The sequence below is a fragment of the Mangrovimonas futianensis genome, assembly GCF_021245805.1.
Taxonomy (GTDB): Bacteria; Bacteroidota; Bacteroidia; order Flavobacteriales; family Flavobacteriaceae; genus Mangrovimonas; species Mangrovimonas futianensis.
This window is the reverse complement of the sequence record NZ_JAJJNF010000001.1, coordinates 609,607-631,203: the sequence shown is the minus strand read 5'-3', so window position 1 is coordinate 631,203 and position 21,597 is coordinate 609,607. Positions and strand designations below refer to the sequence as shown.

General features: G+C 36.2%; 23 protein-coding genes. 19 read left to right on the top strand and 4 right to left on the bottom strand.

Translation table 11 applies throughout. The annotated features are described in order from the left end of the window. Positions 1-26 precede the first annotated feature (26 nt). A complete protein-coding gene (locus LOK78_RS02790; protein WP_166958115.1) occupies positions 27-905 on the top strand; it encodes a DMT family transporter in 879 nt (292 codons plus the stop codon). 40 nt (positions 906-945) lie between these two features. On the opposite strand, the gene LOK78_RS02785 is transcribed toward LOK78_RS02790, so the two are convergent. Next, entirely contained in the window at positions 946-1,674 is a 729-nt protein-coding gene (locus LOK78_RS02785; protein ID WP_232633481.1) for a hypothetical protein, read from the bottom strand. 150 nt (positions 1,675-1,824) lie between these two features. On the opposite strand from LOK78_RS02785, the gene LOK78_RS02780 reads away from it, so the two are divergent. From LOK78_RS02780 to LOK78_RS02750, 7 genes are all read left to right on the top strand, one after another. After that, the gene (locus tag LOK78_RS02780) at positions 1,825-2,277 is read left to right on the top strand and encodes a DUF4199 domain-containing protein (RefSeq protein WP_053972083.1); all 453 of its coding nucleotides are present in this window, start codon (positions 1,825-1,827) and stop codon (positions 2,275-2,277) included. A gap of 98 nt (positions 2,278-2,375) precedes the next feature. Next, positions 2,376-2,858 (top strand): 50S ribosomal protein L21, encoded by a 483-nt coding sequence (gene rplU / locus LOK78_RS02775; protein WP_232633479.1) that lies wholly within the window; start codon positions 2,376-2,378, stop codon positions 2,856-2,858. Positions 2,859-2,882: 24 nt separating this feature from the next. Continuing rightward, positions 2,883-3,143 carry a 50S ribosomal protein L27 gene (rpmA, locus tag LOK78_RS02770; protein ID WP_053971058.1) on the top strand — a complete coding sequence of 87 codons (261 nt, stop codon included), beginning with the start codon at positions 2,883-2,885 and terminating at the stop codon, positions 3,141-3,143. 134 nt (positions 3,144-3,277) lie between these two features. Further along, positions 3,278-4,861, top strand: coding sequence for a tetratricopeptide repeat protein (locus LOK78_RS02765; RefSeq protein WP_232633477.1), 1,584 nt, complete (start codon positions 3,278-3,280; stop codon positions 4,859-4,861). A gap of 161 nt (positions 4,862-5,022) precedes the next feature. Continuing rightward, the gene (locus LOK78_RS02760; protein ID WP_232633476.1) at positions 5,023-7,872 is read left to right on the top strand and encodes a TonB-dependent receptor; all 2,850 of its coding nucleotides are present in this window, start codon (positions 5,023-5,025) and stop codon (positions 7,870-7,872) included. Between the two features lie 4 nt (positions 7,873-7,876). Beyond that, the gene (locus LOK78_RS02755) at positions 7,877-8,884 is read left to right on the top strand and encodes a phytase (protein WP_232633474.1); all 1,008 of its coding nucleotides are present in this window, start codon (positions 7,877-7,879) and stop codon (positions 8,882-8,884) included. 66 nt (positions 8,885-8,950) lie between these two features. Beyond that, positions 8,951-9,910: a metallophosphoesterase gene (locus LOK78_RS02750; protein ID WP_232633472.1), complete on the top strand. Its 960-nt coding sequence runs from the start codon at positions 8,951-8,953 to the stop codon at positions 9,908-9,910. Positions 9,911-10,038: 128 nt separating this feature from the next. On the opposite strand, the gene LOK78_RS02745 is transcribed toward LOK78_RS02750, so the two are convergent. Both LOK78_RS02745 and ahcY read right to left on the bottom strand, forming a co-directional pair. Further along, positions 10,039-10,506, bottom strand: a complete 468-nt coding sequence (locus LOK78_RS02745) for a very short patch repair endonuclease (protein ID WP_232633470.1) — start codon at positions 10,504-10,506, stop codon at positions 10,039-10,041. Positions 10,507-10,622: 116 nt separating this feature from the next. Continuing rightward, the gene (gene ahcY, locus LOK78_RS02740; RefSeq protein ID WP_232633468.1) at positions 10,623-11,939 is read right to left on the bottom strand and encodes an adenosylhomocysteinase; all 1,317 of its coding nucleotides are present in this window, start codon (positions 11,937-11,939) and stop codon (positions 10,623-10,625) included. Positions 11,940-12,002: 63 nt separating this feature from the next. On the opposite strand from ahcY, the gene LOK78_RS02735 reads away from it, so the two are divergent. From LOK78_RS02735 to LOK78_RS02690, 10 genes are all read left to right on the top strand, one after another. Continuing rightward, complete coding sequence (locus tag LOK78_RS02735; RefSeq protein WP_232633467.1) at positions 12,003-12,629, top strand: 4'-phosphopantetheinyl transferase family protein; 627 nt, start codon at positions 12,003-12,005, stop codon at positions 12,627-12,629. Further along, complete coding sequence (locus LOK78_RS02730) at positions 12,629-13,378, top strand: phosphoglycerol geranylgeranyltransferase (protein ID WP_232633465.1); 750 nt, start codon at positions 12,629-12,631, stop codon at positions 13,376-13,378. Before LOK78_RS02735 ends, LOK78_RS02730 begins: the two co-directional genes overlap by 1 nt. After that, the gene (locus LOK78_RS02725) at positions 13,375-13,635 is read left to right on the top strand and encodes a thiamine-binding protein (protein WP_166958097.1); all 261 of its coding nucleotides are present in this window, start codon (positions 13,375-13,377) and stop codon (positions 13,633-13,635) included. The genes LOK78_RS02730 and LOK78_RS02725 overlap by 4 nt, the downstream gene beginning before the upstream one ends. Then, positions 13,619-14,251, top strand: coding sequence for a nicotinamide riboside transporter PnuC (pnuC, locus tag LOK78_RS02720; RefSeq protein ID WP_232633464.1), 633 nt, complete (start codon positions 13,619-13,621; stop codon positions 14,249-14,251). Before LOK78_RS02725 ends, pnuC begins: the two co-directional genes overlap by 17 nt. Then, positions 14,212-14,784, top strand: a complete 573-nt coding sequence (locus LOK78_RS02715; protein ID WP_232633463.1) for an AAA family ATPase — start codon at positions 14,212-14,214, stop codon at positions 14,782-14,784. The genes pnuC and LOK78_RS02715 overlap by 40 nt, the downstream gene beginning before the upstream one ends. Then, entirely contained in the window at positions 14,774-16,333 is a 1,560-nt protein-coding gene (locus tag LOK78_RS02710) for a DUF4301 family protein (protein ID WP_232633462.1), read from the top strand. Before LOK78_RS02715 ends, LOK78_RS02710 begins: the two co-directional genes overlap by 11 nt. Next, the gene (gene arfB / locus LOK78_RS02705; RefSeq protein ID WP_053971070.1) at positions 16,333-16,737 is read left to right on the top strand and encodes an alternative ribosome rescue aminoacyl-tRNA hydrolase ArfB; all 405 of its coding nucleotides are present in this window, start codon (positions 16,333-16,335) and stop codon (positions 16,735-16,737) included. The genes LOK78_RS02710 and arfB overlap by 1 nt, the downstream gene beginning before the upstream one ends. Positions 16,738-17,038: 301 nt before the next feature. Then, positions 17,039-19,243, top strand: coding sequence for a TonB-dependent receptor (locus tag LOK78_RS02700; protein ID WP_232633460.1), 2,205 nt, complete (start codon positions 17,039-17,041; stop codon positions 19,241-19,243). A 377-nt stretch (positions 19,244-19,620) separates the two neighbouring features. Then, positions 19,621-20,058 (top strand): uracil-DNA glycosylase family protein, encoded by a 438-nt coding sequence (locus LOK78_RS02695; protein ID WP_232633459.1) that lies wholly within the window; start codon positions 19,621-19,623, stop codon positions 20,056-20,058. Positions 20,059-20,088: 30 nt separating this feature from the next. Further along, positions 20,089-20,436: a hypothetical protein gene (locus tag LOK78_RS02690; protein WP_232633457.1), complete on the top strand. Its 348-nt coding sequence runs from the start codon at positions 20,089-20,091 to the stop codon at positions 20,434-20,436. Here the strand turns inward: LOK78_RS02690 and LOK78_RS02685 are convergent. Next, positions 20,433-20,879, bottom strand: a complete 447-nt coding sequence (locus tag LOK78_RS02685) for a Rieske (2Fe-2S) protein (protein WP_053971074.1) — start codon at positions 20,877-20,879, stop codon at positions 20,433-20,435. The two genes, LOK78_RS02690 and LOK78_RS02685, sit on opposite strands and share 4 nt — an antisense overlap. 183 nt (positions 20,880-21,062) lie before the next feature. On the opposite strand from LOK78_RS02685, the gene greA reads away from it, so the two are divergent. Continuing rightward, positions 21,063-21,536 (top strand): transcription elongation factor GreA, encoded by a 474-nt coding sequence (gene greA, locus LOK78_RS02680; RefSeq protein ID WP_053971075.1) that lies wholly within the window; start codon positions 21,063-21,065, stop codon positions 21,534-21,536. Positions 21,537-21,597: the final 61 nt, after the last annotated feature.

Genomic DNA, 21,597 nt, shown 5'->3' with positions numbered 1-21,597 from the left:
ATGAATTTTACATTTTGTAAAAATTGATGAAAAATTCTCAAAATAAGTGGTTTTATTTAGTGCTCCTTTCTTTAATATGGGGGACTTCATTTATCCTGATAAAGAAATCTCTATTAGGCTTGTCGGCTTTTCAAATGGGTGCCTTACGCACTATCATTACAGGTTTTTTTCTTTTCTTGGTGGGATATAAGCGTATTAAAACCATTTCATCCTCAGATTGGAAATGGCTGGCTTTGTCTGGTTTCTTAGGATCCTTAATGCCTGCATTTCTTTTTGCTATTGCTGAAACTGAAATTGATAGCGCTATAGCTTCCATGCTAAACTCTTTAGTGCCCATTTTTACTCTGATTATGGGCGCTTCTATATTTCATATTAAGTCTACCAAAAGGCAATTGATTGGGGTGATGATAGGATTTGTGGGAACAGCTGTTTTAATTTTTCAAGGAGCCGAATTGAATCCCGACCAAAACTATTTGTATGCGGCATTTATCATTGTGGCGACTATCATGTATGCAGCAAATGTGAATATTATTAAAAGGAATTTGCAACATGTAAAACCTCTAACCATCGCAGTAGGTAATTATGCAACCATTGTATTGCCTGCCGTTTTAGTGCTTTTGTTTTCAGGCTTTTTTGAAAATGAAAGATTGAACCATCCTGAGCTAAAACAATCACTTATTTATGTGGTTATCCTTTCTTTTTTTGGTACAGCTGTAGCCAAAGTATTATTTAACAAGTTGGTACATATGTCATCCCCAGTATTCGCTTCATCCGTTACTTATTTGATGCCTGTTATTGCTTTGGTTTGGGGCGTGATAGATGGAGAGAAGTTTGGTGGGGTTCAAATCATTGGTTCTGCTCTAATATTATTGGGGGTTTACTTAGCGCAGAGGAAGAATAAGTAAAAAAGGCCTTAAAAAGGCCTTCTCTAAACTAAAGTATTTTCTAGTTGAAGTCTTCGTCGGTAACCCCTTCGTTAAATACTACGCTTGTAAATGTAATATTGATGGATTGCATTCCAGAGACCATATCTTGTTTGAATGGAAATAGAATTCCGTCTATTTCTTTGTAGTCTGAGTAAGCTATTATGGAGTTTGCAGTGCCGCCTTCTACTTCCACCTTTTCCAGTAGGTGGGTTTTGGTATTGTAGAATCTGTAACTTTTAGTGGCTTCATCCAATACTTTTATTTTGTAAAGCTCTTTGTCACCTTCAGTAACGATGCCTTCTAATGCGATCTCATCACTTTTAGCATATAATTCTTGAAACAAGGTGGGCTTTCCTTTCTTTGGAGCGATTTGCTCTTCGGTTAAATCTACTTTCATTCCTTGTTGCTCAACATATCCTTTTTCACCATCAAACACTTGTTTATTTAAAAGGCCCATACCTTCGGCGGTCATTGCCATGTATTCTTTATTAGGTACTTTTATTTTCATTTCGGTGGAAATAATCATAGGAGCACCTGGGATAGTAACGGTTCCTTGGATTGCAGCCGTTTCAATCGATTTTAATTTCTTTTCGCCTCCAATGGCCTTAATGTATTCCTTGTAAACGGTTTGGGCTGTGACGCCATTTGGAGCGGCTTTAATTTTTGGAGCAGTTGTTGGTGTTGCTTCCTGAGCTTGTAAATTGAATCCTAAAAAGGCTATAAGGGCTGTAAAAACTATTTTTTTCATGTGTTGTTTATTTTATTATTTGGCTATTGGTATGCAAGTTATGATTTATGTTACAACTATGTAGCTAAATGTAAATAAGTTCATAAAGTTTTTAATAAATGACATTTTTTTCGGAAATTGAAAGGACAACTAATTAAAAATCAAACAAAAATGGATTCTTCCTTGTCAGTTTCGGTAAAATATGGATTCTTTATTTCATTGGGCTTAATCGGCTATTTTTTGATTCTTCGTTTGTTCGGGTTGCATCAAAATATATGGTTACGTATATTAAATGGAGCGATTATGGCCTATGGCTTATATGCCGCCATCAAAAGTTATAAGTTGGCGTCTGGTATGGAATTTAATTATACGGAAGGGTTCAAGACTGGCTTGTTTACTGGTTTTATCGGAACTTTTCTATTTATGATTTTTATGGCCATTTATCTTTTTCATTTGGATCCAGAGTTTATGAATAGCATTCTTCAAAAGTTTTTAAATGGTAATTACGGTGGCGGTATGTTATTGTTTATCATTCTCATTGAAGGTTTTGCTTCAACTGTGGTGCTTACCCTATCGTTTATGCAAATTTTCAAAAACAGCAAGAAAATAGGTCAATTTGAATAAAACGTTTGTAGATTAATTATTTAGCAGTATATTTGCACCCGCCTTAGCCAGCTGGCAGGCACATTTTAATTTAAATTAATTAACATAAACGTTACGCTATGTACGCAATTGTAGAGATAGCAGGGCAACAATTTAAAGTTGAAAAAGACCAAAAAGTGTTTGTTCATCGTTTAGCTACCGAAGAAGGTAAAACAGTATCTTTTGATAATGTTTTGTTGGTAGGAGACGGAGACAAAGTAACTTTAGGCGCCCCAGCTATAAACGGAGCTCAAGTAGGAGCAAAAGTTTTAAAGCACCTTAAAGGTGATAAAGTTATCGTTTTCAAAAAGAAACGTAGAAAAGGTTACCGTGTTAAAAACGGTCACAGACAAGCATTAACTGAGATTGTTATTGAAAGTATCGTTGCTTCAGGAGCAAAACCAGCTGCTAAAGCTGAGAAAAAAGTTGAGGCTCCTAAAGCTGAAGTTTCTCAAGATTTAAGTGCTTTGACTGTTGCTGAATTAAGAGAAATGGCGAAAGCTAAAGATATTTCAGGATATTCTTCAATGAAGAAAGCTGAATTAATCGAAGCTTTAAGTTAATAACCAAAATAAAATCGAAATAAAATGGCACATAAAAAAGGAGTCGGAAGTTCGAAAAACGGTAGAGAATCAGAATCGAAACGATTAGGAGTTAAGATTTTTGGTGGTCAAGCGGCTATCGCTGGTAACATTATCGTAAGACAAAGAGGTACTGCTCACCATCCAGGTGAAAACGTATACGCTGGTAAAGACCATACTTTACACGCTAAAGTTGATGGTATCGTGAAATTTGAAAAGAAAAAAGACAACAAGTCTTATGTTTCAATTGTTCCATTTGAAGCATAATTACAGCTCTTTTTCAATATAACTGGAAACCCTTTCAATTTTGAAAGGGTTTTTTGTTTTCTATTATTTAATGTTCTTATCATTTTTAAGTAACATTGAAACTGTTTCTTTGGATATTTTACTTTAACATATCCATGAAATTATCTCTTCCTTTAAAAGGAACCCTATCCTTGCTGCTTAGCTTATTTATCCATACTACTATTCTGGCACAAGGAAATTATCAAATGGAGCACTTGACTTCCAAAGTCTCCGAGTTTAAGGAATTACTTCAAACTTCAAAACAGAATCATGACTTGGACGGACTCATTCAAGTTCAAAGTAATTTAGGAGATTTTTATGATAGGTTGGGCATTGCGAATGAGGCTATTAAACACTACCATGAAGCGTTAGTGAGTCAAAAAATGGAAGATACTACTACCATTTATCTTAATAATCAATTGGCTTCTGTTTATATATCTTTAAAAAAGTATGGGACAGCTCAGGATTATTTGACTCGAGGATTAATGCTATCAGAAAAATTATCTTTTAACAAAGGAGAGGCAGTGGCGTTGGCTCGTTTGGGAACTGTGGCCGAAAAGCAAAAGAGCTATGATCAGGCATTGGGTTATCAAAATCAGGGTTTTTTGCTTTTCGAAACCCTTATGGATAGTACTGGAATGGCTATATGTTTGGAAAACATTGGTAGTGTTTATGAAGATTTAGAGTCTTATGATTTGGCTTTCCAATATTTTCAGCGTGCGGAACAATTGGCTCGGCATAGTCCAAACAATGTTTTGATTAATATCATTAATAATTTAGGAGATTCTAAAAGAAAAAAGGGGGCATTGGAAGAAGCTCTATTCTATACCAAGAAGGCTTTAGATCTGTCTCGAAAAACAAAAAATATTCATCAAGAAGAGAGTGCTTTAAAGGATATGGCTCGGACATACTCCGAAATGGAACATTTTGATTTGGTCTTGAACTATATGAATAAACATGCAGAGGTCTTTGAAAATGAAATTGAAAGAAAAAATGCCCAACAAGTGAATACGCTCCAAGTTTTATATAACGTCAAGGATAATGAAGCAAAACTGGCCTTACTGAGCAAAGAGAATGAATTGAATAACATTAGACAAACGGTTTTATTATTGATTAGTCTGTTTGTTCTTGCATTACTGCTAGGATGGTTTCTGTATTATAAAAAGAAGCAGCAGCAGGAATCCAATATTATTAATTACAAACAAAAATTATTGCAGGCCGAATTAGAAAGGAAGACTGCAGAAGAGGCTTCCTTGCAGCGCGAAGTAGATTTCAAACTTTCGGCATTAACCAATTATAGTTTGCATTTGGCTCATAAAAACAAAATGTTGAATGACGTTTCCAAGACACTAACCAATTTGAAGGATAGAAATCAGGCTATGATAAAACCGAAATTGGAGGAATTAATAAAGGAAATAGATTTCGATTTATCCAAAGATAAGGAGTGGGATGAATTCACGGGATATTTTGAGCAGATCCATCCTCATTTTTTTCAGCGTTTGAATGCTCTTGCAAATCCAGAACTTTCTCCTACAGAATTACGCCTCGGCATGTTACTTCGACTCAATTTGTCTTCAAAGGAAATAGCTTCCATTTTAAGAATTACTCCAGATAGTGTTCGAATTGCTAGATATCGCATGCGAAAAAAACTGCCACTTGATTCCAAAGAGGATATCCAGTCTTTTTTAGTGAATTTATAGAAAGTTTCCTCAAACTTAATTCAATGTTACCCCTTTGTTAATGTTGCCTTGTTTTATAGCCAGAATAGGTGGTTTACTCACTTTTTGTTAACGCTAATTTTAGCTTGAAGCCAAGATGGCAATATAGTTTTGTGTCCAACTAATTGATACAAAAAATGATAATGAAACTACTTTTTAAAAATCTTTTTATTTGGTGCCTAATTATTTTTGGTGCTAATTCCATGATGGCCCAGAATGGGATTATTAGGGGGATGATTACAGACAATAATGGATTGGTCGTTCCTGGGGCATCCGTTATTGTAGAAACGACTAACAAAGGAGCTATTTCTGATTTTGATGGAACCTATACCATTTTAAATGTGCAGGAGGGTACTTATACCATTACTGTAAAATATCTAGGATACGAAAATATAAGCCAAGAGGCTATTGTTCCTGCTTCTGGGACGGTTACTTTAAACTTTACGCTTTCTGGTCAAGATACCGAATTAGATGAGGTATTGATTACAGGGTATGGATTAAGCGGACAATCAAGGGCTCTGAACACACAAAAAAACAAACAGAATATAACAAACATTGTTTCTACAGATCAAATAGGGAAATTTCCTGATGCTAATATCGGGGACGCTGTAAAGCGTATTCCGGGTATAACCATGCAAGTAGATCAAGGTGAAGCCAGAAATATCATCGTTCGTGGTTTAGCACCTCAATTGAACTCTGTAACGTTAAATGGTTCTAGAATACCATCTGCAGAGGGAGATAACAGAAATGTTCAAATGGATTTGATCCCTTCAGATATGATTCAAACCATTGAGGTAAATAAGGCTGTGACGCCAGACATGGATGCGGATGCATTAGGAGGATCTGTTAACTTAATAACAAGAACATCACCACAAGGGTTCCGTTTATCGGCTACCGCTGGTTCAGGTTTAAATTTTATCACCAACAAGCGAATTTTAAATGGATCTTTCCTATTAGGGGATCGCTCTAAAAATGACAAGTTTGGGTGGATGGTTTCGGCATCTTTCAATGACAACGCCTTCGGAAGTGATAACGTAGAAGCAGAATGGGAAGATGAATTTGAATATAATGCAGGTGATGAAGACAATTTAGAAGCTGTAAATGTGAATCCATATGCCAGTGTGTTTGAAATGAGAGAGTATTTGGTGCAACGTATCAGAAGAAGTTTCTCGGCTAATTTTGATTATAAGTTTGATAAAAACAACACCATTTATTTCAAGTCCATTTATAACTGGAGAGACGATAGAGAAAACAGGTATCGTTTGGAACATGAAATTTTAGATGGGGAAGATATTTCTTTTGATGATTTCACCGTGGATAGTAATGGAAATTTAACCAGTTTCCCAGTTGAAGCAAAACGTCAGACCAAGGGAGGTATTGATAACAATAGAAATCAAAATGCCAGACTGGAAGACCAACGTATGCAAAACTATAGCCTAGGAGGAGACCACTTGATTGGTAAAGTGAAATTAGACTGGATGGCATCTTTTGCCAAAGCTTCTGAAGAGCGTTTAAACGAGCGTTATATTGAATATGAAAGTGAATATGGAATTGCTTTTAACAACAATGAAGATAAACCTTTGTTTTCCCCTTTAAGTCAAGCTGATGCCGATTATAACTTGTTTGAGTTGAATGAAATCACAGAGGAAAATCAATATACAGAGGAGGAAGATATCAACATCTTTGTCAATGCTCAATTTCCTGTTTCGATTGTTTCAAATCAAGAAGGATTCTTAAAAGTTGGAGCTAAAACCAGAATGAAAAATAAGAATAGAACCAATGGTTTTATTGAGTATTCTGATGAGACTGGTGCATTGGAAATGTTAGGAATGGTTCCAACCCATAATTACACAGATGAGGATTATTTGGCGGGAAGCCAATACCAATTGGGGTCATTTGCATCTTCAGAATTTTTAGGAGGATTGAACTTATATGATTCTAATTTATTTGAAGGTGAAGATTTACCTGAAGAATACCTGACCGCCAATTTTGATGTAAACGAAGATGTATATGCAGGATACCTGATGTTAAATCAAAACATAACAAATAAATTTAGTGTCCTAGCTGGGGTAAGATTAGAGCATACCTCAATTGAGAGTGAGGGGAATGAATTGATTTTTGATACAGACGGTGATTATGCAGGAACCAATGTATTGAAAGACAAAAATGATTATACAAACATACTTCCTGGTGTGCACTTAAAATATGATGTGACAGAGAATACCATTCTTCGTTTATCATGGACCAATACTTTGGCTAGACCAAATTACGTAGACTTAGTGCCTTACCAAGAGGTGAATAATGAAGATGAAGAAATATTCTTAGGAAATTCTGAATTGGACCCAACTACATCTATGAACTTTGACCTTATGGCAGAACACTATTTCAAGTCTGTAGGTATTATTTCTGGAGGGTTGTTTTATAAGAATATCGACAAATTTGTTTATACCAGACAGACCGAAAATGCTGATGGTTATGAGGTGTATCAGCCATTAAACGGTGAGGGAGCAACAGTCTTTGGAGCTGAAGTTTCTATCCAAAGAAGATTGGATTTCTTGCCTGGGTTTGCCAAAAATTTCAGTGTGTATTTAAACTATACCTATTTAAAGTCTGATGCCGATGGAATTTACAATGAAGATGGGGAAGAAAGAACTGATTTAGATCTTCCTAACACAGCTCCTAATATGTTCAACGGATCTTTAGGATACGCTGGAAAGAGATTTAGTTTGAGATTATCTGCCAACTATTCTGATGCTTATATCGATGAAATCGGTGGACGCGCTTTTGAAGATCGTTACTATGATGAGCAATTCTTCTTAGATTTTAATGCTAATGTAGCATTATCTAAAAATCTAAGTGTCTATGCGAGCTTAAATAACATCACCAATCAACCTTTACGTTACTACCAAGGGGTAAAAGGAAGAACCATGCAGATGGAATACTATGAAAAAAGATTAACCTTTGGATTGAAATATGATTTATTTAAAAAGTAAACAAATGAGAAAAGGCTTATTAACCCTAGGGTTAATAAGCTTGTTCTACTCATGTAAACCTAATTTAGTAGAAATAGCTCCTGATGTTATCACAGAAAGCACCTTGCATGATACAGATGATCCAGCTATTTGGGTGAATAAAGAAAATACAGAAGAAAGTATTGTTTTTGGAACCGATAAAGATACCAATGGAGCCATTTATGCTTTCAATTTGCAAGGGAAGATTATTGAGGAGAAGACCTTGCGTGGAATGAAGCGTCCAAATAATGTCGATGTAGCTTACGATGTGAAAATTAATGATTCGACTATAACAGATATACTTGTTTTCACAGAAAGAGAACGTGAGCAAATACGTGTATTTTCTATTCCTGATATGCAAGCCTTAGATCAGGGAGGGTTTAAAGTGTTTCAAGATACATTAGAGAATGAATGGAATTTACCTATGGGAATTTCTATTTACAAATCACCAAAAAGTGAGAAGGTGTATGCAGTTGTGGGAAGAAAAAATGGACCTTCAACAAATTACTTGCATCAATTTGAATTAATTCCGGGAGGAGATCATTTAGAGTTCAAGTTGGCACGTGAGTTTGGTAACTTTAGTGGGAAAAAGGAAATTGAAGCGATTGCAGTAGATAGCGAGTTAGGCTATATCTATTATTCTGATGAAATGAGCTGTGTTAGAAAGTATATGGCTGAGCCAGATGCAAGTAATGAAGAGGTTTCCTGTTTTGGTGGAGACACATTTAATAGAGATATAGAAGGGATAGCCATTGCTTCTTATAAAGACGGTGAAGGTTATATTATTGTGTCAGATCAGCAGGAACATACCTTTAATGTTTTTGATAGAAAAACCAATGAGTTTTTATATTCAAAGAATCTGGGAACTCTAGAGACTGACGGATGTGAGGCCTACACGGGCTATTTAAACGAAACGTTTAAAAATGGACTGTTTGTTGCTATGAATGACAATAAAAATTTCTATTTCTACGACCTATCTAAAATCGTTGAGTAACAACTTAAAGTAAACATTAAAGGTACAGAGTTCATATTTCTTTGTGCCTTTAATAATTCTAAAAACATGCACAGAATTTTATTTTTTATTTTGGCCTTAACTGTTTGTCAGATTCAGGCTCAGAGGAAGTACTATAATCAAAATGAAAATGCCAATTTAAATCAACTTCAAGTAGAAAAAGAGGCATTTCATTTTTATGTTATTGGTGATTGGGGTAGAAATGGTCATTTTAAACAGGTAGAGGTGGCTGATATAATGCAACAAGCTGGATTTATATTGGAACCTGAATTCATCATTTCTGTGGGGGATAATTTTTACCCCGATGGAATCGCTTCTGTAAACGACCCTTTTATTAAGAGTAGTTTTGAAGACATTTATTACGGGTCTAATTTATTTTGTCCGTGGTATGTTATTTTGGGAAATCATGGTTACAGAGGAAATTACCAAGCTCAGTTAGATTATTCTCAGGTAAGTCAAAGATGGAATATGCCCGATCATTATTATGAATTTGAGAAGACTTTAGAGGATGATAAAACCCGAGCAAAATTTTTATTTTTAGATACCAACCCTTTTGAAGACGATTATTATCACGAGGAAAAATATCAACAAGTAAAAACTCAAGATTCCTTAAAACAAAAGAAATGGTTAGAAGAAACATTGAAAAATTCTACCGCCGACTGGAATATAGTTATTGGACATCATCCATTATACACTTCCGGTAAACGAGTAGATGACAAACCTTATGTAAGATATCATTTAGAGGATCTTTTCGAAACTAATAAAGTGCCTGTTTATTTTGCAGGTCATGAGCATGATATACAGCATTTAAAACCAAAGGGTGTGTACACCCATCATTTTATTTCGGGTGCAGGTTCTGATGTTCGACCTACGGGAGAGTCAGATTTCACGAAGTTTTCTAAATCTGAACAAGGATTTTTAATAGTTAGTTTATTGCCTTCAAAAATGTTGGTTCAAGCTGTTAATTGGAAAGGAGAGATTATGTATAAAACAGAAATTGAACTATAATTTCTGTAATATTATACTTAAAAACTCATAATCTAGGAGCCAAAGAGACAGATGGTTTTGATATGGCAACAATATAATTGGAAAAAGTTTCCATTTGCACTCCCCTTCATAAATTGAAGGGGATTTTTTTACCAGATTCGGCCGGTTTCAATGTAAATCAAGATGTCATTTAGGCACGTTTTTAATTCATGTTTTATTTCGTGACTCCAAAACCGGAAGACCGTAAATCCTTTTTCAGCAAGCGCCCGATTCACTTCACGGTCCCGTTGCATGTTTCGCTCTATTTTTGGAATCCAAAACTCCCGATTTGATTTGATAGTTTGTTTTCTTTCGTCCCAATCATACCCATGCCAAAATTCGCCATCAATAAAAATGGCAAGTTTGTATTTTTTAATAGAGATATCTGGGTTACCAGGAAGTTTGTTGTTTAAGCGATATCGAATGCCTTTTTTCCACAATGCTTTTCGGAATAGCATTTCTGGTTTGGTGTTCTTCCCACGAATTTTGCCCATCATCTTGGAGCGTTTTTTAGTGGTATAAAACCCAGATTCCTCATTAAATCGAGGGACTTTTATTTTGACTTCTTGATATGCCATGTGTTGGTAATTTAAGCAATTTTTGAGCCAAAAGAAAACCCTCACATCACTGCAAGGGTTCATCTTAATATATAAAAAGTGAAGCGATCTAGAGTCTAGAAGCGCTCGCAGTCTTATTAATATCTGTAATATTCTGGCTTGTATGGTCCTTCAACCTTAACACCAATATATTTGGCTTGGTCTGGTTTCAATTCAGTCAACTCAACGCCAATTTTTTCCAAGTGCAGTTTGGCTACTTTTTCATCCAAATGCTTAGGAAGCATATAAACTTCATTAGCATATTTGTCACTGTAGTTCCAAAGTTCTATCTGTGCCAAGGTTTGGTTAGTGAATGAGTTACTCATTACAAAACTTGGGTGACCTGTAGCACAACCAAGGTTTACCAAACGACCTTCTGCCAATAGGATAATATCGTTTCCATTAACCGTGTATTTATCTACTTGAGGTTTGATCTCTACTTTGCTGCTACCATGATTGGTTTTTAACCAAGCTACATCAATTTCATTATCAAAATGCCCAATATTACAAACGATGGTTTTATCTTTCATTGCTTCAAAATGCTCACCACGAACGATGTCTTTGTTTCCTGTGGTCGTGATTACAACATCCGCTTTCCCAACTACAGACTCCAAACGTTTTACTTCATAACCATCCATAGCTGCTTGTAAGGCGCAAATTGGATCGATTTCAGTCACGGTAACAATACTTCCAGCTCCTCTAAAAGAAGCTGCAGTTCCTTTACCTACATCACCATATCCACAAACCACAACACGTTTTCCAGCTAACATGACATCAGTAGCACGACGAATAGCATCCACAGCACTTTCTCTACATCCATATTTGTTATCAAACTTCGATTTGGTTACAGAGTCGTTTACGTTAATGGCTGGCATAGGTAATGTGCCCTTTTCCATACGCTCATACAAACGGTGAACTCCAGTAGTAGTTTCTTCTGAAAGTCCCTTGATTCCAGCTGCCAATTCAGGATATTGGTCTAAAACCATATTGGTTAAATCTCCACCGTCATCCAAAATCATATTTAGAGGTTGTCTGTCTTCTCCAAAGAATAAAGTTTGTTCAATACACCAGTCAAATTCTTCTTCGTTCATACCTTTCCAGGCATAAACAGGGATTCCAGCAGCAGCAATAGCAGCAGCAGCATGATCTTGTGTAGAGAATATGTTACAAGAACTCCAAGTTACTTCGGCACCAAGGGCTACCAATGTTTCAATAAGTACAGCTGTTTGAATGGTCATATGCAAACATCCAGCAATTCTAGCGCCTTTTAAAGGTTGTTGTGCACCATACTCTTCTCTCAAACTCATTAATCCAGGCATTTCAGCCTCAGCCAATTCTATTTCTTTTCTTCCCCAATCTGCCAATGAAATATCTTTCACTTTATATGGTACGTAAGGAATTGTTTTTGTGCTCATAGTTGTATATTTACATTCAAAATTTTAGACCGCAAAGATAAATAATAAGTTTTAGAATTTTAAATGCCACTGTATAAAACACTTAATCCCAACCCTAATACCACCATTAAAATTTGGAAAATCACTGAGTCATACGACTATTTGAAGCAGGATGTGATATTGAGACCTGTTTGTGAAACACGGGTTTTGGGAATGAAAAGTGAACTGCATCAACGTGGTTTTTTAAGCGTAAGACATTTGCTGGCCGAATTTGGCTATACCGATGAAGACTTGTATTATGATGATAATGGCAAGCCTCATTTAACGGATGGCAAGCATATTTCCATTACCCATTCTTTTACCTTCTCAGCTGTTGCAGTAAGTGATGAGGTGATTGGAATCGATATTGAAAAGCAACGGGAAAAAATAGGAGTGATTGCCCAAAAGTTTTTGGACTATGAATTTCTTTATTTAAAAGAAGAAGACCCAGAATACATCAATAAGCTTACGGTTATTTGGTGCATCAAGGAATCGCTTTATAAATTATTCGCAACACCGGGTCTAAGCTTTTTGCAGCATACTCTGGTGATTCCATTTACAATGGAAGAAGCGGGTACTAAAGCTTGGATAGATTATCAAGGTTCAAAATCATCATATCAGTCAGGATTTTTAGAATTTGAGGGATTTACCTTTGCTTATGCCATTCCATAATGAAATCGGTCTATTTTCACATAAAGCAATCCATTGATAAGGGAGAAAAACTGCTTGCAGTTTTAATGGATCCCGATAAGGTAAAGTTGGAAACCGTTCCTGAGTTTCTGAAAAAGGTGAATGCTTCCATAATTCAATATGTTTTTGTAGGTGGAAGTACCGTAGAAGCGGACCAAACTGAAAAGTTGGTAGTCGAAATAAAAAAGCATACCAATTTACCCATAGTGATTTTTCCAGGGGATGTGAACCAAATTACTTGTGAAGCAGATGCTTTATTATTCTTGAGTTTAATCTCGGGAAGAAACCCAGATTATTTGATAGAAAAACATGTGCAAGCTATTCCCATTTTGAAAGAGACCCAATTGGAAGTTATACCTACTGGCTATATTTTAATTGAAAATGGGAAGGAAACGGCTGTAGAAAGAGTCACAGGCACCAAACCAATCAGTAAGACTGAAGTGGAGTTGATTGCACATACAGCCAAAGCGGGAGAGTTGATGGGCAAGCAATTGATTTATTTGGAAGCCGGAAGTGGTGCACAGCATCCGGTTGCCAATGATGTAATTGAAGCAGTACGAATGGAGCTTAAAATTCCATTAATTGTTGGTGGCGGAATAAGAAACATGCGACAAATGGAACTTGCCTATGGTGCTGGAGCTGATATGATTGTTATCGGTACCGCGTTTGAGGAAGATGAATCCTTTTTTGAAGAACTAAAATTAGAACCCAAATTAAAACATATATCATGAAAATATCAGTAGAATTAACCTTGACGCCTATTCAGGATAACTATGAGCCATCTATCATTCATTTTATCAAGAAATTAAGGGAATCAGAGCTTAAGGTTTTGGAAAATCCATTGAGCACACAAGTTTACGGCGATTATGATGCAGTAATGCGAGTTTTGACTGTTGAAATCAAAGAAGCTTTTGAACTTATAGAACGTGGCTTGTTATATATGAAAATTGTTAAGTCAGACCGCTACGACTATGAACCACATTTTTGATTGGTTTTTTGCGCAATATGAAGGCGTAGATACTCATTTAGTTGTTTTAGAACTTATTGGGGTTGTCTTTGGTTTTTTAAGTGTGTGGTATTCCAAAAAGGAGAATATTTTGGTTTATCCTACCGGTATCATAAGTACAGCGCTCTTTGTTTACATCTTATGGGTTTTTGGATTATTGGGAGATATGCTTATCAATGCCTATTACTTTTCCATGAGTATTTATGGATGGTATTACTGGACTCGAAAGGATGGGAACAATCAAGAAGTGCCTGTCACCAAAACCACCAAAAAGGAGCAGCTCTGGAGTGTCATTATATTTATTCTTACCATCATTTTTATAATTGTGGTTTACGCCGTCCATGATAAATTTAACCACTGGACGGCCTATGTGGACACACTCACTACGGCAATATTTTTTGTGGGCATGTGGCTTATGGCTAAGAAGAAGCTGGAGAACTGGACCTATTGGATTATAGGTGATGTGATATCGGTTCCCTTATATTTTTATAAAGGCCTTATCTTTACATCATTTCAGTATCTATTGTTTACCATCATCGCCATTTACGGTTATAAGGCATGGAAGAAAAGCTTAAACAGCAATCCCGAAATATCATAAAAGTAGTCCTGTTTGGTCCCGAATCAACAGGAAAAAGTACGTTGGCTGAACAATTGGCAAACCATTATCAAACCAAATGGGTTCAAGAATATTCGCGTATTTATGCTGAGGAAAAGTGGCAATTGGGAGAAACACTATCTGAAAAAGATGTCCTTCCTATAGCATTTGGGCAAATGAAGGAGGAAAATAAATTATCTAAACAAGTAGAAAGACTCCTTATTTGTGATACCGATTTGTTAGAGACGAAGGTGTATAGCGAGTGGTATTATTCTGGGTTTTGTCCAGACCCCGTGCAGAAATTCGCTCTAGAAAACACCTATGATTTGTATTTTTTAACCTATATTGACCTTCCTTGGGTTGCTGATAATATTAGAGATAAACCCAATGAAAGAGAAGAAATGTTTCAAACATTTCAACAAGCATTAATCAATCACAAAAGACCTTTTGTTTTACTCAAAGGGGATCAAGCTACCCGATTTAATGAAGCAGTAAAACAAATCGATAAACTTTTATCAAAAACGTATGGCATTTAAAAATAAAGACCTTAAACAAATTAAAAGTAAAGGCTTAACCGAAGAAAAAATCAATGAACAAATTGAGCTATTTAAAAGCGGACTTCCGTTTTCAAACTTGGTAGAAGCAGCTACTATAGATAACGGTATTTTGCGACTTTCAGAAGTAGAAGAGGCTAAAGCCATTGAAAAATTTGAGGCGGATAAAAATAGTTTGGACATTGTAAAGTTTGTTCCGGCATCTGGAGCCGCGACCAGAATGTTTAAATTCCTTTTCCAGTTCTTGGATGAATACAATCCCGAGAAAGAAAGTCTTAATTCTTATGTCAACAATCATGACACTAAGGACTTAAATTTATTCTTTATCGGTTTAGAAAAGTTTCCATTCTATTATGAAGTTATGGAGGAGCTCCAAACGGCATATCCAGACTTGGAAAGCAAAAACATCAATGAGCGATCCTATCTGTTTGTTAAGGCGATGTTGGATCCCAAGATGTTAAATTATGGTGATTGTCCAAAAGGGTTGTTGCCATTTCATGAATATAAAAATCAGGTGATTTCTACGGCCTTTGAAGAGCATCTATTTGAAACGGCGCTTTATGCACCTTCCAATAGTGCCACTCAAATCCATTTTACGATATCTGAAAACCATCAGGATAAGTTTAAAAAGGAATTTGACCGTATTGAAGAAAAAGTTGAAGGAAAGACAGGATCTAAATTTGATATTTCCTTTTCCTATCAAAAGCAATCTACTGATACTATTGCCGTTACGCCAAAGGACAAACCGTTTAGAAATGAAGACGGTTCTTTGCTGTTCAGGCCATCAGGTCATGGCGCATTGATTGAGAACCTCAATGATTTGGAAGCTGATATTATCTTTATGAAAAACATAGATAATGTGGTGGTTTATAAGTACAAAGAAGATGTAGCCAAATATAAAAAGATGTTGGCGGGGATTCTTATTGAGGTCCAGCAACAAGCTTTTGAGTATTTAAAGCAAATGGATGACCATCAGTTATCTGAATCAGAAATAGAAGAGGTGGCGGCTTTTCTTTCACAGCACTTAAATGTGAGAATCTCTCCAGAATTTGAAAAATATAAAACCAAATATCAAATAGCCTATTTGAGAGACAAATTAAATAGACCTTTGAGAGTCTGTGGCATGGTCAAAAATGAAGGGGAACCGGGAGGTGGTCCATTTTGGGTGAAGGATGAATTTGCGAACGTTTCTCTTCAAATTGTGGAATCGGCACAAATCAACATAAAAAACAAGAAGCAAAAAAGCATACTGAAAAATGCTACTCATTTTAATCCAGTAGATATTGTTTGTGGCGTTAAAGATTACAATGGCAACAAATTTGATTTGACGCAATATGTAGATCATCAAGCGGCTTTTATCACTAAAAAAACCAAACAAGGTAAAGATTTAAAGGCCTTGGAACTGCCCGGACTTTGGAACGGTAGTATGGCTTTTTGGAATACCATTTTTGTTGAGGTTCCTTTAATAACTTTTAATCCCGTGAAAACGGTCAATGATTTATTAAAAACCACCCATCAAATTAAGGGGTAATGGTACAAGAGGAAGCTCTCATATCAGAATTGCAATTTTCAGCCATGAGGAGTTCGGGTGCTGGTGGACAGAATGTCAACAAGGTATCCAGTAAGGTAGAATTGCGTTTTGATGTGGAAGCTTCTTTGGCTTTGAATGAAGAGCAAAAACAAAGCTTGTTTGAGAAACTTCAGAATAAAATCAGTAATGAAGGAGTTTTGATTCTTCAATGTGATGAAAGTAGAAGCCAACATAAAAATAAACAGTTGGTGATTGAACGCTTTTTGGCAATGATTCAACAGGCATTCAAGAAGCCTAAAAAAAGAAAACCTACTAAAATTCCAGCCTCTGTTAAAAGAAAACGTTTGGATAATAAACGCAAACAATCTGATAAAAAGGCCAATAGAAAGCCGCCTGAAATATAAAAGCGAGTCTTATTTCAAACTCGGATTATCTTTTCTGTTTTTTCCTTGTTAATTGTTAATTCTTCATTAATTTTGCGCCGTTCTCATAAAGGGGTGCCTAATATCGGCTGAGATCATACCCAATGAACCTAGAACAGGTAATGCTGTTTAGGGACTACGAACGTTAAGAAAACATCTAGTAGATGTTTTTAGTGAGTATCAAAAAAAGCTTTGCTTTTTTACTGCTTTTAACGCTCAAAATAAATCATTTAACAACAAAGAATAATTGCCTCTTTTTATTCGCTAAAATTTATTTTATCGAATGAAAATTTTATTCAAATCAAGTGTTCTCCTAGGGCTATTAATAACTGCCGCGACAGGGTGGTCGCAGGAGAATCCATCAGAAACAACCCAAGATTCAACCAAACTGGAAAGCCTGGATGAGGTGTTGGTAAAGGCCGTACGGGTCAATGCTACATCTCCTATTACCCATTCCAATGTCACAGGTGAAGAATTGGAAAAGCGAAATTTAGGTCAAGACATTCCAGTCCTGTTAAACTTTTTACCTTCGGTAGTGACCACTTCAGATGCTGGTGCAGGTGTGGGGTATACGGGTATTCGTGTTCGTGGGGTGAGTTCCCAATCCACTAATGTGACCATTAACGGGATTCCTTACAATGATGCCGAATCATTAGGAACCTTCTGGGTGAATTTAGGAGATTTTGCTTCTTCAGTAGAAAGTTTACAACTACAACGAGGGGTTGGTACCTCCACAAATGGTTCAGGGGCTTTTGGGGCGAGTATCAACGTGCTTACTGATGCCGTTTCAAAAGAGTCTAGCGGGCAAATTTCCAATTCCTTTGGAAGTTACAATACCAGAAAGCATACTGTAAAGTACAGTACCGGACTTATGAATGACCACTTCGAAATTGCAGGACGTCTTTCTCAGATCAAGTCAGATGGATATATCGACCGAGCAACGTCCGACTTAAAATCCTATTTTGTTCAAGGCTCCTATGTAAGTGACCAAACCTTAATCAAGGCGGTTATGTTTGGTGGTAAGGAAGTAACCTATCAAAGCTGGAATGGTCTAGAAGATTTAGACAAGCTGGAAAACGATAGAACTTTTAACACGGCAGGGATGTATTTTGATGAGGATGGCAACATGCAGTTTTATGACAATGAAGTAGATAACTACAGCCAAGACCATTACCAACTGCATTGGAATCAAAAGTATAACAACCGTTGGTCAACCAATGTGGGGCTAAATTATACCTACGGAAGGGGGTTTTTTGAGCAATATAAAGAAGATGAAGATTTTTCAGATTACGGTTTGGAAGAGATTGAATTAGGTAGCGAAATTATCAATACCACTGATTTAATTCGTCGCAGATGGTTGGATAACGACTTTTATGTGGTCAATGCGAATGCCAACTATAAAGACGATTTTATGGATGTGATCTTTGGAGGATCTTATAGCTATTATGAAGGGGATCATTTTGGAGAAATCATTTGGGCACGTTACGCGAGCCAAAGTGAAATAAGAGACCGCTACTATGATGGCGTTGGAAAGAAACAGGATTTGAGTGGATTTGCCAAGGCTAACCTGCGCTTTGATAGCCATTGGAGTTTTTTTGCCGATTTCCAAGTTAGAAATGTTGCCTATGAGACTTCTGGAATTTCATCTGATTTGGTGCCTTTTGTAGTCGATAAAAACTATACGTTTTTCAACCCAAAGCTGGGATTGACCTATGAGCTAAACCAAATGAATAACCTCTATTTCTCCTATGCTAGAGCCAATAGAGAACCTAATAGAGATGATTTTAAAGGAAACCCAGACGTGCAACCAGAGCGCTTAAACGACTTTGAATTGGGTTGGAGACATAACAATAAAAATTTCAGGTTAAATGTTAATGGCTATTACATGATGTACAATGAACAACTGGTGCTTACGGGTGAGTTGGATGATGTGGGTAGCCCTTTACGTGACAACAGTGGTGAGAGCTACCGTTTGGGACTTGAGGTGGAAGCTGCGGTAAGAATCAATGATGTATTGACAGTGCAGCCAAATATGACGTTAAGCACCAATAAAAATAAGGAGTTCGTCACATCTTTGGATGGTGAATTGGTGAACTTAGGAAAAACAAACATTTCGTTTTCGCCTGAGCTGATTGTTGGAAATGCTATCATCGTGACACCTTTGAAGAATCTACAAATGACCTTGTTGAGTAAATATGTTGGTGAGCAATATATGGGAAATACAGGTGCTGAAAGATCGAAGTTGGATAGCTATTTTGTAAACGATTTTAGTGTTACTTATGAGATTAAAACCAATTCGGTATTTGATAGTATTGTTATTTCAGGGCTAGCAAATAATATTTTCAATAAGAAATACATCTCAAATGGGTATTACTATACCTATGATGATACTTGGAGTAATCCCAATCAAATTACAACCATTGAAGGTGCGGGATATTACCCACAAGCTACGGCTAACTTTTTAGTGGGAGTGACACTGAACTTTTAAAGGGAATTGTCATTGTGAACTTGTTTCAGAATCTATTAGTCTTAAAAAAAGCCAAGGATTTCCTTGGCTTTTTTAATTCAATAAAATAGATTTAAAAATTATTACATTTTTTGTTGGGTTTTAATTTCCATAGGTTGGCCTAATTTAGAAAGTTTCGAGTCTTGCATTTATTTCGAAGGCTGGATTAGTTAGGAATATATTGAAATGTTATGATAAGAAAATTTAGTATTCTGGTAATGGTTTTAGTTTTTTTGAGTTGCCAACCGGTTTTGAGAACCGTTGCAGGTATAAAGAAACCACAAGTGGAAAGTATCCATTCTCTTAAAAAATACATCTAAGAGGAATCCTTACCCGTTGATCTAGCCCATAACTTTTATTTGTCTGCTTACACTACCTATCAAGATTTAGCCGTATTTAGGGATTCATTATTCCGACTGCCAGACACCTATCTGTTTAATAAAAAAGGCGGTTTCGTAGAAGAAACCCAAATGTGTTTGGTTAAGAAAAAAGAGGATGATTTAGAAGCGAACTATTACGATATGATTTTAGAAGATCAGGAGCTTCAATTTAATGAAAAAAGCATATCGCAATTAGAGGGTTTTATAATTGATCAGCATGGAGATTCAGTTCGTTTTCCTGAGAATCAAAATATAGCAATAGTTCTTTGGGCTAAATTCATGGGGAGTAAAAAAAATAGGAAAATTTTAAAGACCTCAAATCAACAATTAAAAGATTCAAATAAAAACATTCAAATCTACTATTTGAACATAGACATGTTGGATTCTTGGCCAGAAGAGGAAGCTTCAATAGAATAATGCTATCTTAGGTTTTTATAGTTGTGAATTATGGGAAATCATTTAAGTATTCTTTTTATTCTATCTCTTTTCAGTTTAAATGCCCAAACCGATATCTCAGGCTATTCCCTATTAGGCCTAGAGGCAAAAGATAGCTCATTGGGAATGTTCAGTCCTGTTAAATCCAAAAAGCAAATCATACTTAACGGTTTTGTGTTGTCATCACAAGCCAATTTTGAAACTGCTACGTCTAACTACTTATTATTCCTGAGGGAGCGCCCCAAGTTTCGTTTTGATGAGCGTGCTATGTCAATTTCACAAGAAGATGAAGTAAAAATGAAGCCCGTTCGGTTTCCTAAAAACCATCTAAGAATTAAGGTTTATGATAAGTGCAATTAGTTATAAACCCTAATGATGCTGCCAGAAACTTGTACCCGGTAATTTAAAAGCGCATAGGGACCGTTGGTACCTTCTTGAGGGCTGCCCGTAACAATGTCATAGGAGTTGCCATCATCACAGTTGCAAGTGGCAATAATGCCATCTACAGTAAGTGTAGAGCAAGTTTGAAGGGTATGATTGGGATCTGCAATTTCAAAAGCGGTATAGCCACTACCCGTATTATATACAACGATACCTCTTATACCCACACCTTCTCCAGGAACCACCTTGTGGTTGCCAGTAAAATTCAAATCACTATACTGGGGTAAATTGGTGTTGATCATATTTCCAGTGTCAAAAGACACGTTGGGTAAATAAGGGTTTCTGTTGTTGTCATCATCATCCTTATTACATGAAAACAGCACGGTAACCGCCAAGATTATGAGGAGTTTAAAGGATTTCATTTTTTCTTCAATTTTTAGGCACAATTTACAACAAAAAGCACAGAGACATAAATATTTTGTATATTTGTAGGACAATCTCGTGAGAACGGGATTTTTTGCGTTTATGTCCCGTCTTCAGGAATTTTTTGGACGGGCTTTTTGTACACAAACAAGCGCTAATTATAATTTAAAAACGATGAAGTTATGAGTAAAGTATCTTATTACACGGCAGAAGGATTAAAAAAGTTACGAGACGAGTTAAACCAATTAAAAGATATAGAACGTCCAAAGGCCTCCCAAGCTATTGCAGACGCAAGAGATAAGGGAGACTTAAGTGAGAATGCCGAATATGATGCCGCCAAGGAAGCGCAAGGGCTTTTGGAAATGAAAATATCCAAAATGGAAGAGACGTTGGCCAATGCGAGACTGATTGACGAATCACAATTGGATACTTCTAAAGTATTGGTGTTGTCTAAGGTGAAATTAAAAAACCAGACCAATGGAATGGAAATGACCTATACGTTGGTGGCAGAAAGTGAAGCCGATTTAAAAACTGGAAAAATTTCTGTGAATTCGCCTATTGGAAAAGGCTTGCTTGGTAAATCTGTTGGTGATGTAGCCGAGATACAGGTGCCTAATGGGATCATGAAATTTGACATCTTAGAAATCAGCCGATAAGATTTTACAACCTATAAAGATTCCTGCTTAGATGACTTTAGGCAGGAATTTTCTTTTTATC

Excerpts from the sequence above, each read along its gene's own strand:
- LOK78_RS02790 (WP_166958115.1), top strand. The coding sequence starts at position 27 with ATGAAAAATTCTCAAAATAAGTGGTTTTATTTAGTGCTCCTTTCTTTA.
- LOK78_RS02785 (WP_232633481.1), bottom strand. The coding sequence starts at position 1,674 with ATGAAAAAAATAGTTTTTACAGCCCTTATAGCCTTTTTAGGATTCAAT.
- LOK78_RS02780 (WP_053972083.1), top strand. The coding sequence starts at position 1,825 with ATGGATTCTTCCTTGTCAGTTTCGGTAAAATATGGATTCTTTATTTCA.
- rplU (WP_232633479.1), top strand. The coding sequence starts at position 2,376 with ATGTACGCAATTGTAGAGATAGCAGGGCAACAATTTAAAGTTGAAAAA.
- rpmA (WP_053971058.1), top strand. The coding sequence starts at position 2,883 with ATGGCACATAAAAAAGGAGTCGGAAGTTCGAAAAACGGTAGAGAATCA.
- LOK78_RS02765 (WP_232633477.1), top strand. The coding sequence starts at position 3,278 with ATGAAATTATCTCTTCCTTTAAAAGGAACCCTATCCTTGCTGCTTAGC.
- LOK78_RS02760 (WP_232633476.1), top strand. The coding sequence starts at position 5,023 with ATGAAACTACTTTTTAAAAATCTTTTTATTTGGTGCCTAATTATTTTT.
- LOK78_RS02755 (WP_232633474.1), top strand. The coding sequence starts at position 7,877 with ATGAGAAAAGGCTTATTAACCCTAGGGTTAATAAGCTTGTTCTACTCA.
- LOK78_RS02750 (WP_232633472.1), top strand. The coding sequence starts at position 8,951 with ATGCACAGAATTTTATTTTTTATTTTGGCCTTAACTGTTTGTCAGATT.
- LOK78_RS02745 (WP_232633470.1), bottom strand. The coding sequence starts at position 10,506 with ATGGCATATCAAGAAGTCAAAATAAAAGTCCCTCGATTTAATGAGGAA.
- ahcY (WP_232633468.1), bottom strand. The coding sequence starts at position 11,939 with ATGAGCACAAAAACAATTCCTTACGTACCATATAAAGTGAAAGATATT.
- LOK78_RS02735 (WP_232633467.1), top strand. The coding sequence starts at position 12,003 with ATGCCACTGTATAAAACACTTAATCCCAACCCTAATACCACCATTAAA.
- LOK78_RS02730 (WP_232633465.1), top strand. The coding sequence starts at position 12,629 with ATGAAATCGGTCTATTTTCACATAAAGCAATCCATTGATAAGGGAGAA.
- LOK78_RS02725 (WP_166958097.1), top strand. The coding sequence starts at position 13,375 with ATGAAAATATCAGTAGAATTAACCTTGACGCCTATTCAGGATAACTAT.
- pnuC (WP_232633464.1), top strand. The coding sequence starts at position 13,619 with ATGAACCACATTTTTGATTGGTTTTTTGCGCAATATGAAGGCGTAGAT.
- LOK78_RS02715 (WP_232633463.1), top strand. The coding sequence starts at position 14,212 with ATGGAAGAAAAGCTTAAACAGCAATCCCGAAATATCATAAAAGTAGTC.
- LOK78_RS02710 (WP_232633462.1), top strand. The coding sequence starts at position 14,774 with ATGGCATTTAAAAATAAAGACCTTAAACAAATTAAAAGTAAAGGCTTA.
- arfB (WP_053971070.1), top strand. The coding sequence starts at position 16,333 with ATGGTACAAGAGGAAGCTCTCATATCAGAATTGCAATTTTCAGCCATG.
- LOK78_RS02700 (WP_232633460.1), top strand. The coding sequence starts at position 17,039 with ATGAAAATTTTATTCAAATCAAGTGTTCTCCTAGGGCTATTAATAACT.
- LOK78_RS02690 (WP_232633457.1), top strand. The coding sequence starts at position 20,089 with ATGGGAAATCATTTAAGTATTCTTTTTATTCTATCTCTTTTCAGTTTA.
- LOK78_RS02685 (WP_053971074.1), bottom strand. The coding sequence starts at position 20,879 with ATGAAATCCTTTAAACTCCTCATAATCTTGGCGGTTACCGTGCTGTTT.
- greA (WP_053971075.1), top strand. The coding sequence starts at position 21,063 with ATGAGTAAAGTATCTTATTACACGGCAGAAGGATTAAAAAAGTTACGA.